The sequence below is a fragment of the Microbispora sp. NBC_01389 genome, assembly GCF_045040095.1.
Classification (GTDB): Bacteria; Actinomycetota; Actinomycetes; order Streptosporangiales; family Streptosporangiaceae; genus Microbispora.
In genome coordinates this window covers 181,758-198,054 of the sequence record NZ_CP109552.1, presented here as the reverse complement: position 1 = coordinate 198,054, position 16,297 = coordinate 181,758, and the positions used below count along the sequence as shown (strand labels likewise).

Here is a 16,297-nt window from a genome sequence, read left to right as displayed (position 1 = left end):
CATAGTTACGACCGCTTTGTCCGATCCGGTCGCACGATTCGCCTACCCATGGTCTCCTTTTCGACACGGCTTGCCACCGGCTTTTCGGCTCGGGGGAGGCGGCCGCCCCGACCTGCGCCTCGATGGGATCGGCCGGGCCCGCCGGAGGGCGGCCGATTCTCAGGCCGCGTCGCGGCGATCGGTGGACCGGACCGTGCCGCCGGAGGAGGGGCCGCCGGAGGAGGGGCCACCGGAGGTGGGATCGCCGGGCAGGGACCCGCCGGCGGACGGGCCGCCGAGAGGGTGCGGGGCGAGATCGGCGCCGCGCGGGGTCCGGTACGGCTCGCGCGCTCGCAGGTCCACGGTCTGGATGGTCCGGCTGATGTCACTGGGCGTCACCAGGCCGACGATCCGGCCGTCGTCCAGCACCACCGCCCGGCCGTCGGTGGAGCCGCTCATCCGCTGGAGCAGTTCGGTGAGGAGGTCGTCCGGACGGGCCGACGGCACGTCCGGCGGCGGGCACGCGATCTCCCGGAGCGGCGTGGCCTCCCTGCGGGCGGGGTCGACGGCCCGGATGCGGCCCAGTGTCACCAGCCCGGCGAACCGGCCGTCGTCGTCCACGAGCGGATAGGTGGACAGGTGGTGGCGGAGCACGAGCCGGTCGATCAGCCCGGCCACCGTCTCGTCCGGCTGGGCGGTGATGGGGTGGCGGGACATGACCTCCGCCACCTTGATCCCGTGCAGCGCGGCGTCGATCTGCGTCTGCTGCTCCTCCGCGCTGGCGGCGTTGACCAGGAACAGGCCGATGAGCGCCAGCCAGAGCCCCTGGAAGCCGAGGCCGGAGACGAGGTTGAGGAACCCCAGGATGATCAGTGTGTAGCCGAAGACCCGGCCGGCCCGGGCGGCGGCCACGGCGGCCCGCAGGCGGTCGCCCCAGCGGGCCCACAGGAAGGCGCGCAGCACCCGGCCGCCGTCCAGCGGCGCGGCGGGGATGAGGTTGAACACCGCCAGCAGCACGTTCACGACGGCGAGGTAGCCGAACATCCCGCTGACCAGCGCGGGTCCGCCCACGGCGGAGACCCCCCAGGTCACCAGGGCGAAGAAGCCGCCGAGCACGACGCTGGTGAGCGGGCCGACACCGGCGATCTTGAGGTCGGCGCCGGGGGAGCGGGGCTCGCCGCGAAGCTGGGCCACGCCGCCGAGCAGCCAGAGCGTGATGCCGGTGACCTCCACGCCGTGCCGGCGCGCCACGATCGCATGGGCGAGCTCGTGGGCGAGCAGCGAGGCCAGGAAGAGCACGGCCGACACCAGCGCGGCCAGCACGTACGCCGCGAGCGGCAGGCCGGGGAAGGCGATCGGGAACCGCCCGAAGGCCAGCCCGACGACCAGGATCACGACAATCACGAGAACGCTGAGGTTGAGCCCGACCGGGACCCCGCCGATGCGGCCGAGACTGATCGACGATCGCATCCTGCCTCCCCTCGTCCCTGTGACAGGGCCTACCCACAAAGGCACAGGTCACGCGGCTTGCGGCGACCGGGAACAGGCGGAGAAGAGGCGGGCACACGGCCGGAACGGCAGGAACGGGCGGGGACGCGGGGACGCGGGGACGTGGGGGCCTGGGGACGTGGGGACGCGGAACAGGGCCGGCCCAGCGGAGTGCCCGGCGCCCGCCCGGTCCCGGAAAAGCGATACGGATATATCCCGATAAAACCCCATTTTCGCCGTTCCGAAACCGCTCCGTCACGCGACGAAGCGCTTCATGTGCGCGCCGGAGGTATCATCATTCGCGACAACAATCGCCGTAATGGGAAAGCGCGCCCGCCAGTCCGGAACGACACCGGAACGAGGAGACGGTGATGAACGACCGGAAACCTCCGCTGAGAATGCCTTATCGCATTGTGCTGATCGCGGCGGCGGTCGTCCCCGTCGTCCTCTCGACCGCGGCCGGGTCGGTGCTGGTGAACGCGGAGGAGGGCTTCCCCGGCGATGCCTGGGAGTGGGGAAAGCTCTTCCTCGGGGCGGCCCTGCTCGTGTTCGCGGCCTGTGCCCTGACCTTTCTCGGATGGATGGCCAGGGTGCTTCTCCGGCGGCCGGAGAACGAGGACGAACTCCGCTTTCTCGAGTTGCTGAACCGGCTGGGAACCGCCTTCAGGAAGCCGTCCAGGGTGGTCGCCACTCTTGTCGCACTCATGGTCCTCGCCCCGATCGCGTGGCTGGTTCCGAGCGACGGGCTGGAGCCGGGCGAACTGCTCATCATGAGCGCCCGGGACGAGAGCGGGGCGGCCAACGCCCGGAGGATCCTCGTCCAGCAGTGGAACCAGGCTCACCCGGACAACAGGGTGAAGTTCATCGACGTGGGCACCGAGCCCGACCAGCAGCACACGAGGATGGTGAGCGACGCGCGGAAGGGCGGCGCCCACGAGGCGGACGTGTACGTCCTCGACGTCGTCTACATGACGGAATTCATCGCCAACGGCTACCTACGCCCCCTCGACGAGGCCAGGCGGTCCCCCGAGGGGAAGAACGACGACTTCCTCGACAACGTCCTGAGCACCTGCCAGGACATGAGCGGGAACCACGAGGGGTTATGGGCGCTGCCCTTCAACACCGACGCGGGGCTGCTCTACCGGAATTCAGGAGCGCGGGAACCGGCGAGTTGGCAGGACTATTTCCCCGGCTCCGCCAACGCGGCCCACCTGGTCGGCTCGGAGAGTCTGACGGTCACCGCCCTGGAGGCGATCTGGGCCCATGACGGCGAGGTGGTGAACCACGACGGAGGGCTCGTGCTGACGCCGGACAGGAGCGCCGTCGACTTCGACCAGAACGCGCGCGAGGCGCTGCGGGACCTGGCGGACTCCTACCGGGGAAAGGACCCGGAGGATTCGGTCGACGCCGAGGCGGCGGCCCTCGACGCGTTCCGCGGCGGAAAGACCGGCGTCATGCGGAACTGGCCGGTGGTCTACGACAAGCTGGCCCCGACCGCGGGCGGCTCTCCCTCTCTCAAGGTCACCCAGCTTCCGCACGAGAGCGTGCTCGGCGGGCAGAACCTGGCCGTCTCCACCTGGACGGACAGGCCCCGAGCGGCCCAGGCGCTGATCGAGTTCCTCACCAGTCCGTCCAGCGAACTGATCCTCTTCGAGGTCGGGGGATTCGCCCCGACCCGGGAGTACGCGTACATGTACGCCACCCGCCCCTACCGGGACGAGCTCAGAGCCGCCGTGAAGAGAGCGCGCCTCCGCCCGGTCACCCCGCACTACACCGAGTTCAGCGCGACGTTCCGCGAGGGCGTCCTGTACGCGATCAGCAACAAGGGCCGCTACCCGGCCGACTTCCCGCGCAAGCTCGCGAGCGTCGTCGCGACCGGGTCCCACGACAACTGATCCGGGCATGTCCCCATGACGGCCCGCGCGACGGCCCCGGGCAGGACGGCTGCCCGGGGGCGTCACGTGAGCGGGCGGCTCAGCGGAGGTAGATGTTCGGCCCTGGCAGTGAGGCCTTGCCTCGTGCTGCGCGAGGGTCGGCGACTACTCGGTTTGCTCCTTGCTGTTCTCCACATTGGCGCGCAAGGGAAGGAACGCACGCATCTGCTCCACATACGGCCAGACGTGACCCCTGCTTTTGAGGATCAGCCCGAGTTCTTCCAGCGCGTTGACGTCCCGACTCACGGTTCGCCGGGTCTTGCCGGCGTATTCGAGGGCCAGACGTGTACTCAGCTCCGGGATCTTGCTGATGGGCGTCCATTGTTCGGGGGGGAGATCTAAGACGAGATGCCGCTGGCGGACGCTGGCCGCGGTGTGACCGTCTGGGACGGTCTCGTGAACGAAGTTGATCCATGCCACGGTGAGCTGCTGCTTCTGGATCATCTTGACCTGCTCATGCAACTCGTCGACGAAGCCTTGTAGCGCGTAGAAGAGGAACCCGGCCGGGTCGTAAGGGGGCTGGGTGCTTTCCTGCAGCACTTGGTAGTACCGGGTCCGGGTACGCATATAGAAGTTGGCGGGTAGGTGCGCGGCCAGTGTCGGGACGCCAGCCTGGAGCAGAAGTTGGTACTCCACAAGCCGCGCAGTGCGGCCATTGCCATCTCGGAAGGGGTGGATCCAGGCGATGTACAGGTGGGCCAGCAACGCCGAGAGGATGCCTGCTGGCTGGCGTGACTCCTCACCAGCGACCTTGTCTATCAGGCGGAGCCATTTGCATAGCTGGTCAAGGAGATACCCGCAATCTTCCGGTGGCGCGCCTCGGTAGTTGCCCACCAGGACGTTCTCCGTACGGACCTCGCCGGGGGCGGCCTTCTCGGCGCCGGGGACATTCCTGAGGACGATTCGGTTCAGCTCCTCGATCCGTCCCCGGGTGAGGGCCAGGGAGTTGCCCTTCCTGACGTCGGACTCGATCAGGTCGTAGGCCTCCACGATGTTGTCGACCTCCCGCCCGAGGTACTCGAGAGAGGGTGGTAAGTCGAGCTGGTGGCGGACGCGTTGAAGGACCTCGTTCTCGGACAGCGTGTTGCCCTCGATCCTCGTGGTGGCGTGGGCGCTCTTGCTCAGGAAGATCTGGTTGAACTCGTGGGCGAGGCCGGGTTGAAGTGGAGCTCCGGCGATGTGCCCGCACTTGGAGAGCACCTCGCCGAGCAGCATCCATGTCCGGTAGTCGAGTTGCTCTCGCGGATCGAAGTCGAACGCGATCCACGGGTGTGTGTCGGAGTACTGTCGGCCCATGTGTCCAATTCTAAAGGAGTTATATCCCCAGGTGAGATGGTATAAATCTATCGTTACGAATCTTTTTTGGCGTCCGGAGTGTCCATAGCAGTGTCCAGGAGGGTGTCTAATGAAGGTCAACGGGGAGGCGATACCGCAGATCAAGATCACGGCATGAAGGGGGAGGCCACGTGGCCGAATCCAAGGGCGAGCTGATCCTCTACACCACGGAGGACGGGCGCGCCGATATCCAGATGCGCACCGACGGCGCGACGATCTGGATGACCCAGGCGGAGATGGCGGTCCTGTTCGACACCAGCGTGCCGAACATCAACCAGAGGATCTCGGCCATCCTGGAGGAGGGTGAGCTGACCCCGGCAACTATTAACTCAGAGTTAATAGTTCGGCAGGAGGGCGGCCGTCTCGTCCGGCGCGAGGTGAAGATGTACAACCTGGACATGGTCCTCGCGGTCGGCTACCGGGTGCGTTCTCCGAGGGGCACCCAGTTCCGTCAGTGGGCGACCACCACCCTGCGCGAGTTCCTGATCAAAGGGTTCGTCATGAACGACGAACGCCTCAAGGACCCCGGCGGCTACGACTACTTCGACGAGCTTCTCCAGCGGATCCGTGAGATCCGGGCGTCGGAGAAGCGCTTCTACCAGAAGGTCCGCGACCTGTTCGCCACCAGCGTCGACTATGACGGTAAGTCCGCGGCTTCCCGGGAAATCTACGCGAAGATCCAGAACAAGCTGACGTACGCGGTCACCAGGCACGCCGCCGCCGAGTTGATCGTGAAGCGGGCCGATCCGTCCGCGCCCAACATGGGGCTGACCTCCTGGAAGGGAAGCCGAGTCCGCAAGACGGACATCGCGGTCGCCAAGAACTACCTGACCGCGGGCGAGATAGAGGACCTCAACCGGCTGACCACCCAGTTCCTCGACTTCGCCGAAGGCCGGGCGAAGCGCCGTCAGACCACGACGATGGCCGAGTGGGTGGTGCAGACGGACCGGTTCATCGACTTCAACGAACTCCCGCTCCTGACCAACGCCGGCAAAGTGTCCCATAAGGACATGGAGGCCATCGTCGGCGACCGCTTCCAGGACTTCGATGAGCGCCGACGCAAGTGGGAGGCAGTTGAGGCCGACAAGGAGGACGCCGAGATGCTCGCCGAGACCGAGGCCGAAAGTCTGGCCGAGTTGGAGCAGATCGAGGACAACCTTCGGGGCCGGTACGGCGACAACCCCGCCTGACGGCGCTTGAGCCGTCAAGGGCCGAAGAGTGATCAGCGGATGAGGAAGTTGATCTATTGTGCCCTGTGATGGCCCCGGGCAGGACGGCTGCCCGGGGGCCTTCACATGAGCGGGCGGCTCAGCGGAGGTAGATGTTCGGCTTGGCGGGGGTCGCCATGCCGTCGCCGAGGAAGAAGCCCGGGTGGGGCGGCTGGTTGTAGGCGGTGTTCTGCCAGGCGATCGCCAGCCGGTACGTCGGGTCGTGCATGAGCGTGTGGATCTGGCGGGTGGTCGCCGTGGTCGTGCTGTAGATCCGCAGGGCGGTGTTGTCATTCGTCGGCCAGACGACCTCCTCGCGCCAGTCGCCGAACAGGTCGGCCGACAGCGAAGGGGTCGACTTGGTGCCGTTGTTGGAGTGGACCCCGTTCGCCGTCAGCAGCCGGGTGTCACTACTTGTGCCGTACTTGTCGATGTGGGTGCCGTCGAGCAGTTCGCGGACGGGGTCGGCGTCCCACCAGACGAGGAAGTTCGTCGAGCCCGGCTTGCGCCCGACGTTCTGCCCCCTGGTGTTGTAGACGCCGGAGACCGCGGCCGACCACGACTCGGCGCCCGGGCTGCCGGCCCAGATGTCGCCGGAGACGCCGCGCCCGTTGTCGCAGCCGCAGGAGCCGTTGGTCCAGATGATGGAGCCGGTGCGGGCGTCGGCCATCCACGCCGCGGGCTTGCTGGTGTCCTCGTCGACCTTGAACACCTCCAGCCCGGCCCGGGACGGGTCGAGGTCGCCGACGTGCAGGGCGTCGCCGTGCCCGTTGCCGGTGTTCCACAGCGGCGTGCCGTTGTCGTTGATCGCCATCGCGCCGAAGACGATCTCGTCCCTGCCGTCGCCGTCCACGTCGGCCACCGCCAGGTTGTGGTTGCCCTGGCCCGTGTACTGGCTGCCGCTGGAGTTGGAGTCGAAGGTCCACCGCTTGGTCAGCGAGCCGTTGCGGAAGTCCCACGCCGCGATGACCGTACGGGTGTAGTAGCCGCGCGACATGACCAGCGACGGGCGGGCGCCGTCGAGATAGGCGGTGGCGGCGAGGAAGCGGTCCACCCGGTTGCCGTAGGAGTCGCCCCAGGAGGAGACCGTCCCGCGCGGTGGGTCGTAGTTCACGGTGGACACGGCGGCGCCGGTCTGGCCGTTGAACATCGTCAGGTACTCCGGCCCGGACAGGACGTAACCGGAGGAGTTGCGGTAGTCGGCCGAGGAACTGCCGATGACCTTCCCGGTGCCGTCCTTGGTGCCGTCGGCGGTCTTCATCGCCACCTCGGCCCTGCCGTCGCCGTCGTAGTCGTACACCTGGAACTGCGTGTAGTGCGCGCCCGCGCGGATGTTGCGGCCGAGGTCGATCCGCCACATCCGGGAGCCGTTGAGTCGGTACGCGTCGACGAAGACGTTGCCGGTGTATCCGGACTGGGAGTTGTCCTTGGCGTTGGACGGGTCCCACTTCAGCACGAACTCGTACTGGCCGTCGCCGTCCAGGTCGCCCACGCTCGCGTCGTTGGCGCTGTAGGTGTAGGCGACCCCGTCGGGCGTCGTGCCGCCGGACGGCGGCTGGATGGGCACGTCGAGATAGTCGCCGCCGGCGAAACGCAGCGACGACGCCGACGCCGCCTGCTCGGCGCCGTCCACCACGGCCCGCACCGTGTACGACGCGTCGGCGGCGGCGCCCGAGTCGACGTAGTTCGTGGAGTTGGTGATCGGCGAGGAGTTCAGCTTCGTCGACCCCCGGTAGACGTTGAACCCGGTGCCGATGCTCTCGGTGCCGAGCAGCCGCCAGGAGACCAGGTTGCCGTTGCCGGACCGCACGCTGATCAGGCCGCGGCCCAGGTTCTCCATCTGCCGCGCCCCGGCCGGGATGGTCGTGGGGGTCGCCGACGGGCTCGGGGAGGGGCTGGGCGACGGGCTCGGCGACGGGCTCGGAGACCGCGTCGGGCTGGCACTGGGGCTGGCACTGGGGCTGGGCGACGCACTGGGGCTGGCACTGGGGCTGGGCGACGCACTGGGGCTGTTCGTGACCCCGCCGGTGCAGGCGGTGCCGTTGAGCGCGAAGTTCGCGGGCACGGGGTTGGCGGAGTCGTTCCACGAACCGTTGAAGCCGAACGACGCCGTCCCGCCGGTGGGGATCGACCCGTTGTAGCCGGCGTCCTTCGCGGTCACCTGCGCGCCGCTCTGAGTGACCGTCGCGTTCCACGCCTGCGTCACCGTCTGCCCCGCGGTGTACGACCAGGTGAGCGTCCAGCCGTTGACCGCGTCGCCGAGGTTGGTGATCGTCACGGAGGTGCCGAACCCGCCCTGCCATTGGTTCGTCACCTGATAGTCGACCCGGCAGCCCGCCGCCGCCGACGCGGGGAGGGCGGGCAGCGCCCCGGCTCCCGCGAGGGCGGCGGCCGAGGCCACGGCGGCGATCGACGCGAATCTTCGTCGTGTGGTCATCCAAACTCCAGACGAGGGTGCCGGTGGTGCCGGCAGGGCCGCGACGGCGTCCGGGACGCACCGCGCCGGCCGGTCCACGCGAGACCTCCGAGAGCCGGGGACCTGGGGCGGTGGGCCGGACGCGACCCGGGCGGGGCCATGCCGGGGTGCCGCGTCATCACAACGCGAAACGGGCGCTGTGGTCAAACATTCGCTATTCACCCATGTGGACGCGGCCGCTCGGCGCGTCCCCGGGTGGCGGCCCGGGCAGGTGGGAGCGGTCGCGGCCGGGCCCGCGCCGGGCGTCCCCGCACTGCCGGACGGCAGTGATCACTGAAAATTTCACCTTCCGGGCACCGCCGCCCTGGGAACGTTCACAGCCGCTTCCCCGGCGGCCGGCTGCATCCGCGGCCTCCGCCGGGCTCGAATACCGATGCGAAGACGTACGGGCGACTTCCGGCAACAGGAGGAGCGGTTCATGCCACAGCCTGCCACCGTGATCGTCGTCGGCGCGGGACTCGCGGGGCTGGCCTGCGCCGTCCACCTGCACAGGGCGGGGGTGGCGGTCCGGGTCCTGGAGGCCTCCGACGGCGTCGGCGGCCGGATCCGCACCGATCTCGTGGACGGCTTCCGGCTCGACCGCGGGTATCAGGTCTTCAACACCGGCTATCCCGAGGCCGCCCGGGTCCTCGACATCCCGGCGCTGCGCCTGCGTCCGTTCACCTCGGGAGTGATCGTCTTCCGCGAGGGGCGGCGCGAGCGGGTGACGCTGCCGTGGCGGCATCCGCGCCAGGCGCTCAGCGGCCTGTCCGCCCGGGTGGGCACGCCCGTGGACAAGGCCGTGCTCGCCGCGCTCACCACCCGCGACCTGCTGCTGCCCGACTCCCTCGTACGGCGGCGGGGCGGCGCCGAGCGCACCACCGAGGAGGAACTGCGGCACTGGGGCGCGTCCCCGGAGGTCGTCGAGAACCTGTTCCGGCCCTTCCTGGCGGGCGTGGTCCTGGAGCGGGAACTGGAGACCTCCAGCCGGATCTTCCACCTGTTCTGGCGGTCCTTCGTGCGGGGCACCATCGGCCTGCCGGCCCTTGGCATGGAGCGGATCCCGGAGCAGCTCGCCGAGCGTCTCCCGCCGGACGCGGTCCGCCTGGAGACCGCCGTCGGCGCGCTGACCCCCACCGGTGTCGCCCTCGACGGCGAGGGTGAGATGGGCGGCGAGATGGAGGCGTCCGCCGTGGTGGTCGCGGCCGACCCGGCCACGGCGGGTCGGCTCCTGCCAGGTCTGCCGGTGCCCGCGATGCGGCCGGTCACGACCTTCTACGGCGACGCACGTCGCCACCTACGCGATCGAGGCGGCCCTGCCCGCGATGCCGCCCCCGATGCCGCTGCGCCGCCCGGTGCGTCTCCCGGCGGAGGGCCCCGGCGCGCGTGGAGCACGGCGCTACGTCTGCGGCGACCACCGCGACACCGGGTCCATCCAGGGCGCGCTGGTCTCCGGGCGGCGGGCCGCCCGGGCGGTGCTGGAGGATCTGCGCACGCGCCCGGCGGCGGCCGGCGAGGGCCCGGCCGCCCGCGACCGCGCCGGTCAGGCCTGAGCGCCGGAACCGCCGCCAGAGCCCTCGCCGGATTCCTCACCGGAATCCCCGCGGGGGCCGTCGCCGAGCAGGTCCAGCCAGTGCCGCATGCAGACGATGAGCTCCTCGGCGTCGACGGGCTTGGTGACGTAGTCACTCGCGCCGGATGACAGCGTCTTCTCCCGGTCACCGTGCATGGCCTTGGCGGTCACCGCGATGATCGGCAGCTTGGCGAAGCGCGGCATCGACCGGATGGCGGCGGTGGCGGCGTAGCCGTCCATCTCCGGCATCATGATGTCCATCAGCACCAGATCGACGTCGTCGTTGCTCATCAGGACGTCGATGCCCTTGCGGCCGTTCTCCGCGTACAGCACCTGCATGCCGTGCAGTTCGAGGATCGTGGTGAGGGCGAAGACGTTGCGCACGTCGTCGTCCACGACCAGCACCTTGCGGCCCACCAGCGCGCTGTCCACCTTCCCGGTCTCGTGCGCGCCCTCCTCGGCCGGTGGCTGCACGAGCGGCTGCACGAGCGGCTGCACGAGCGGCAGCACGTCGCCGGGCTCGTTCGCCGACAGGTGCAGCGTGATCCGCTCACGCAGCTCGTCCAGGCTGGGCAGGCGCTCCAGCGGCTGGTTGCGGGAGCGTACCTGGAGCAGGTCCTCCTGCGGACGCGACAGCTTGCGCGAGTGGTGGGCGAGCACCGGCAGCGTCCGCAGGGCAGCGTCGCGGTCCAGGCCCCTCAGGAAGTCCGCCACGATGTCGTGGGGCATGCCGAGGTCGAGGACGATGCAGTGCACGCTCTCCCGGAGCAGCAGCGACAGCGCCGACGCCGCGTCGTTCGCGGTCGACACCTCCACGGGCCCGTGGGTGTCGCGCAGGTCCGCCGCGACACTCTGCGCCAGCATCGACAGCAGGCCGCCCGGCCTGGGCTCGACGACCAGCAGGCGGGGACGCGGCCTGCCGTCACTCCTGCCGTTCCCTTTCTCGCCGCCCCTCTCGCCGTTCCCGCGGTCGGGCCCCGCGCCCGGTGCCGCCGCGAGGGCGCCGGCCACCGGCGCCGGGTCGACCGGTGCCCGCGCCGGCTCCGGCACGCGGATCTCGGGCTCGTCCCGGTTCGCGAGGTTCTGGGCGGTGAAGTGGGTCAGCGGGAGATAGAGGGTGAACGTGCTGCCCTCGCCCAGTGCGCTCGTCGCGCGGATCTCGCCGCCGAGCAGGGTGGCGATCTCCCGGCTGATCGACAGGCCCAGGCCGGTGCCGCCGTACTTGCGGCTGGTCGTGCCGTCGGCCTGCTGGAAGGCGTCGAAGATCTGCGAGAGGTTCTCCGGGGCGATGCCGATGCCCGTGTCCACCACGTGGAAGGCGAGGACCTCCTGTCCGGCGCCGCCCGGCAGGCCCGCGCCGGGGGCGCGTTCGATGCGCAGCTCGACAGAGCCCGCCTCGGTGAACTTGACCGCGTTCGACAGCAGGTTGCGCAGCACCTGCCGCAGCCGCTGCTCGTCGGTCATCAGGCGGGCCGGGACGTCGGAGGCGACGGTGACGCCGAAGCGCAGGCCCTTCTGGGTGGTCAGCGGCCGGAAGTTGGCGTCGACGTAGTCGAGGAGCTGCCGCAGGCTGACCGGTTCCGGCGTGATGTCCATCTTGCCGGCCTCGATCTTCGACAGGTCGAGGATGTCGTTGATGAGCTGGAGCAGGTCGGTGCCGGCCGAGTGGATGACGTTGGCGTACTCCACCTGCTTGTGCGTGAGGTTGCGGGTGGGGTTCTGCGCGAGAAGCTGGGCCAGGATGAGCAGCGAGTTGAGCGGGGTGCGCAGCTCGTGGCTCATGTTCGCGAGGAACTCGCTCTTGTACTTCGAGGCCAGCGCGAGCTGCTGGGCGCGGTCCTCCAGCTCCTGGCGGGCCTGCTCGATCTCGCTGTTCTTGGTCTCGATGTCGCGGTTCTGCTGGGCCAGCAGCTCCGCCTTCTCCTCCAGCTCGGCGTTCGAGCGCTGGAGCTCCTCCTGCCGCACCTGCAGCTCGGTGGCGAGCCGCTGCGACTCGGTGAGCAGCGCGTCGGTGCGGGCGTTGGCCACGATCGTGTTGACGTTGGCACCGATCGTCTCGACGAGCTGCTCCAGGAAGTCGCGGTGGACCTTGGCGAAACGGCCCAGGCTGGCCAGCTCGATCACGCCGAGCACCTGGTCCTCCACCACGATCGGCAGCACGATGAGGGTGACCGGACCGGTCTGGCCGAGGCTGGACGACACCGTCAGGTAGCCCGGCGGGATCTCCTCCACCAGGATGGTCCGCCTGGCCTGCGCGGCCTGGCCGACCAGGGACTCCCCGAACGCGTGCCGGCGGGAGATCTCCCGGTGGCCGTAGCAGCCGACCACCCGAAGCTCCGCGCCCGCCGGGGTCTCCTCGGCCAGCAGGAACGTGCCGTGCTGCGCGTTGACCAGCGGCGCCAGCTCGTTCATGACCAGCTCGGCGACCGCCGACAGGTCGCGGTGGCCCTGCATGAGCCCGGAGATGCGGGCCAGGTTGGTCTTGAGCCAGTCCTGCTCCTGGTTGGCCCGGGTCGACTCGCGCAGCGACTCCACCATGGAGTTGACGTTGTCCTTGAGGTCGGCGAGCTCGCCCTCCGCGTCCACCGTGATGGAGCGGGTGAGGTCGCCGGAGGTCACGGCGCTGGTCACCTCGGCGATCGCGCGCACCTGGCGGGTGAGGTTGCCGGCCAGCTCGTTGACGTTCTCGGTCAGCCGCTTCCAGGTGCCCGACACGCCCTCGACCTCGGCCTGACCCCCCAGCCGTCCCTCGCTGCCCACCTCCCGGGCGACGCGGGTGCTCTCGGCGGCGAACGACGAGAGCTGGTCGACCATGGTGTTGATGGTCGTCTTCAGCGCGAGGATCTCGCCGCGGGCGACGACGTCGATCTTCTTGGTCAGGTCGCCCTGGGCGACGGCCGTCGTGACCTGGGCGATGGACCGCACCTGGTTGGTGAGGTTGTCGGCCATCGAGTTGACGTTGTCGGTGAGGTCCTTCCAGGTGCCCGCCACGTTGGGCACCCGGGCCTGGCCGCCGAGCTGGCCTTCGGTGCCGACCTCGCGGGCGACGCGGGTGACCTCGTCGCCGAACGCGCTGAGCGTGTCGACCATGGTGTTGATGGTCTGGGCGAGCGCGGCGACCTCGCCCTTGGCCTCGACGGTGATCTTCTGGGAGAGGTCGCCCTTGGCGACGGCGGTGGCGACCTGCGCGATGGACCGCACCTGGCTGGTGAGGTTGGACGCCATCACGTTCACCGAGTCGGTGAGGTCCTTCCAGGTGCCCGACACCCCGCGTACGGTCGCCTGGCCGCCCAGGCGGCCCTCCGTGCCGACCTCCCGGGACACCCGGGTGACCTCGTCGGCGAACGACGAGAGCTGGTCGACCATCGTGTTGATGGTCTCCTTGAGCTCCAGGATCTCGCCGCGGGCGTCGACCCGGATCTTCTGCGACAGGTCGCCGCGGGCGACCGCCGTCGTCACCTGGGCGATGCTGCGCACCTGGTCGGTGAGGTTGTCGGCCATGACGTTCACCGACTCGGTCAGCGCCTTCCAGGTGCCGGAGACGCCCTTCACGTCGGCCTGGCCGCCGAGGCGGCCCTCGGTGCCGACCTCGCGGGCGACGCGGGTGACCTCGTCGGCGAAGGCGCTGAGCGTGTCGACCATGGTGTTGATGGTCTGGGCGAGCGCGGCGACCTCGCCCTTGGCCTCGACGGTGATCTTCTGGGAGAGATCGCCCTTGGCGACGGCGGTGGCGACCTGGGAGATGTTGCGGACCTGGCTGGTGAGGTTGCCGGCCATGAAGTTGACGGAGTCGGTGAGGTCGCGCCAGGTGCCGGAGACGCCCTTCACGTCGGCCTGGCCGCCGAGCTGGCCTTCCGTGCCGACTTCGCGGGCGACGCGGGTGACCTCGTCGGCGAAGGACGAGAGCTGGTCGACCATGGTGTTGACGGTGTTCTTGAGTTCGAGGATCTCGCCGCGGGCGTCGACGGTGATCTTCTGGGAGAGGTCGCCCTTGGCGACGGCGGTGGTGACCTCGGCGATGGAGCGGACCTGGCTGGTGAGGTTGCCGGCCATGAAGTTCACCGAGTCGGTGAGGTCGCGCCAGGTCCCGGCCACGCCGGGGACCTGCGCCTGGCCGCCGAGCTGGCCCTCGGTGCCGACTTCGCGGGCGACGCGGGTGACCTCGTCGGCGAAGGACGAGAGCTGGTCGACCATGGTGTTGACGGTGTTCTTGAGTTCGAGGATCTCGCCGCGGGCGTCGACGGTGATCTTCTGGGAGAGGTCGCCCTTGGCGACGGCGGTGGTGACCTCGGCGATGGAGCGGACCTGGCTGGTGAGGTTGCCCGCCATCGCGTTCACCGAGTCGGTGAGGTCCTTCCAGGTGCCGGAGACCGCCGGCACCTCGGCCTGGCCGCCGAGCTGGCCCTCGGTGCCGACCTCGCGCGCCACCCGGGTCACCTCGGAGGTGAAGAGGGAGAGCTGGTCGACCATCCCGTTGAAGACGGTCGCTATCTCCCGCAGCAGCCCGTCGCCGTCCTCCGGCAGCCGGGTGCCGAAGTCGCCGTCCCGTACGGCGGTCAGGCCCGCCAGGAGTTCCCGCAGATCCAGTTCCGGATCGCCACCGGCGGCGCGGGAGGTTCTCGCGCGCTTGACGGTGCCCGCTCTCTCGACCATGTCCACCCTCGCGATCCCGTTTGACCAGGGAAAGAAAGCATATAAAGCACCGCCGGACGCGTCTGCCCGCGGCGCCCGAATGGTACATCTCGCAGGGTGCGAACGCGCCTCTCCCCGGGCGGCCGGGGGGCCGCCCGGGACGGCCCGGAGAGGCCCGGCGCGGAAGAGCTCAGCCCGTGGAGTCGCGGCCGGCGTCGAACGCCTTCTCGTAGTCGACGCTGGGGGGCATGAACAGGGCAAACCCGTCTTATTCCGCCGGCGTCGAGCGGAACACCGACTGTGGCGGCTTCTTCGACTGGTAGAGCCACGCGTCGAAGAAGGAGCCGAGGTTCTGCCCGCTCAGCCTCTCCGCGAGATCGACGAAGTCGGACGTGGTCACCGTGCCGTACTTGTGCTCCTGCGCCCAGGTCTTCAGCAGGGTGAAGAACACCTTGTCGCCGATCTTCTCCCGGAGGGCGTGCACCGTCATCGCGCCTCGCAGGTAGATCGCGTTCTCGTCGAACATGTGCGCCTGGCCGGGGTCACCGGTCTTCAGGTGCCAGAAGGCGCCGTCCTTCCGGTAGAGCCGGTCGAAGGTGTCCCTGGCGGACGGCCCGTCGTGCTGCTCCTGGTAGAGCCATTCCGCGTACTTCGCGAAGCCCTCGTTGAGCCAGATGTCCCGCCAGCTCCGCACCCCGACGCTGTTGCCGAACCACTGGTGGGCCAGCTCGTGCACGATTTCGGAGTCGTCGGTCGGGCCGCCGCTGTAGACGGGCCGGCCCTGCGTCTCCAGTGCGGTCACGGAGCCGCGGCCGTCCGCGACCCCGCCGGTGGAGGAGAACGGGTAGGGACCGAAGAGCGACGACTCCCACCTGACCGCCTCCGCCGTGAGATCGTGCAGGTGCTTCGACTTCTCCGCCAGCGCCGGGTCGTACGCCGTCACGTTCGGGATGCCGTCGACGGTGCCCTCGCTGACGACGAAACGGCCGATCGCGAGCATGGCGAGGTAGGGCGCCATCGGCTGCCGCATCTCCCACCGCACGGTCCGATAGCCGTCAGAGCCGGTCGTGTCGTCCGCGCTCGCGCGCTCGCCGTTGGCCAGCACGGTCAGCTCCTCGGGCGCGGACACCCGGAAGCTGAAGGTGGCCTTGTCCGCCGGAGTGTCGTTGGCCGGGAACCAGCTGCGCGCGCCGTCCGGCTGGGACGCGACGAACGCGCCGTCCTTGGTGTTGATCCACCCCTGCCGGCCGGTGTCGTCCGAGACCGCCGTGAGCTTCCCGGCGTAGGAGACCGCGACCGTGAACGTGGCCCCGGCTCTCAGCCCCGCGGCCGGGGTGATCACCAGTTCCTGGCCGTCGCGGCGGTAGCCGGCGCGGGCGCCGTCCACCGTCACGCTCCTGATCTCCGGTCCCGAGAAGTCGAGGTCGAACCGGGACAGGTTGTGGGTGGCGGTCGCGGTGATCGTCGCGGTGGCGTCCGCGGTGTGGTCGCCGGGGTCGAACCGGAGCCGCAGATCGTAGTGGCCGACGTCGTAGCCGCCGTTGCCCTGAAGGGGATAGTACGGATCGCCGATCCCCGGCGCGCCGGGAAGGAACGCGCCCGGCTCCGCGACGGCGGGAACGGCCGGGGACGCGACCATCATGACACTCGCGGCCAGGGCGGCTAATTTACGCACCATGTCCCCATGATGGGG

Annotated in this window: 7 protein-coding genes and 1 pseudogene; 3 read left to right on the top strand and 5 right to left on the bottom strand. The window is 69.6% G+C overall.

The features are described from left to right. Nucleotides 1-159: 159 nt before the first annotated feature. Nucleotides 160-1,449 (bottom strand): site-2 protease family protein, encoded by a 1,290-nt coding sequence (locus tag OG344_RS00945; protein WP_405086540.1) that lies wholly within the window; start codon nt 1,447-1,449, stop codon nt 160-162. A 416-nt stretch (nt 1,450-1,865) separates the two neighbouring features. Here OG344_RS00945 and OG344_RS00940 point away from each other — a divergent pair, with 416 nt between their 5' ends. Next, nucleotides 1,866-3,362, top strand: coding sequence for an extracellular solute-binding protein (locus OG344_RS00940; protein WP_405086539.1), 1,497 nt, complete (start codon nt 1,866-1,868; stop codon nt 3,360-3,362). A gap of 144 nt (nt 3,363-3,506) precedes the next feature. Here OG344_RS00940 and OG344_RS00935 read toward each other — a convergent pair whose 3' ends face one another. Continuing rightward, nucleotides 3,507-4,697 carry a Fic family protein gene (locus tag OG344_RS00935; RefSeq protein WP_405086538.1) on the bottom strand — a complete coding sequence of 397 codons (1,191 nt, stop codon included), beginning with the start codon at nt 4,695-4,697 and terminating at the stop codon, nt 3,507-3,509. 170 nt (nt 4,698-4,867) lie between these two features. On the opposite strand from OG344_RS00935, the gene OG344_RS00930 reads away from it, so the two are divergent. Further along, the gene (locus OG344_RS00930; protein ID WP_405086537.1) at nt 4,868-5,926 is read left to right on the top strand and encodes a virulence RhuM family protein; all 1,059 of its coding nucleotides are present in this window, start codon (nt 4,868-4,870) and stop codon (nt 5,924-5,926) included. Nucleotides 5,927-6,044: 118 nt separating this feature from the next. Here OG344_RS00930 and OG344_RS00925 read toward each other — a convergent pair whose 3' ends face one another. Continuing rightward, on the bottom strand, nt 6,045-8,381 hold the full coding sequence (locus OG344_RS00925) for a cellulose binding domain-containing protein (protein ID WP_405086536.1): 2,337 nt from the start codon (nt 8,379-8,381) through the stop codon (nt 6,045-6,047). A gap of 412 nt (nt 8,382-8,793) precedes the next feature. Here OG344_RS00925 and OG344_RS00920 point away from each other — a divergent pair. Then, nucleotides 8,794-9,600 (top strand): annotated as a pseudogene (locus OG344_RS00920) (FAD-dependent oxidoreductase); the annotation flags it as partial. A gap of 342 nt (nt 9,601-9,942) precedes the next feature. Here OG344_RS00920 and OG344_RS00915 read toward each other — a convergent pair. Beyond that, complete coding sequence (locus OG344_RS00915; RefSeq protein ID WP_405086535.1) at nt 9,943-14,625, bottom strand: HAMP domain-containing protein; 4,683 nt, start codon at nt 14,623-14,625, stop codon at nt 9,943-9,945. 247 nt (nt 14,626-14,872) lie between these two features. Then, complete coding sequence (locus tag OG344_RS00910; protein WP_405086534.1) at nt 14,873-16,282, bottom strand: M1 family metallopeptidase; 1,410 nt, start codon at nt 16,280-16,282, stop codon at nt 14,873-14,875. Nucleotides 16,283-16,297 lie beyond the last annotated feature (15 nt).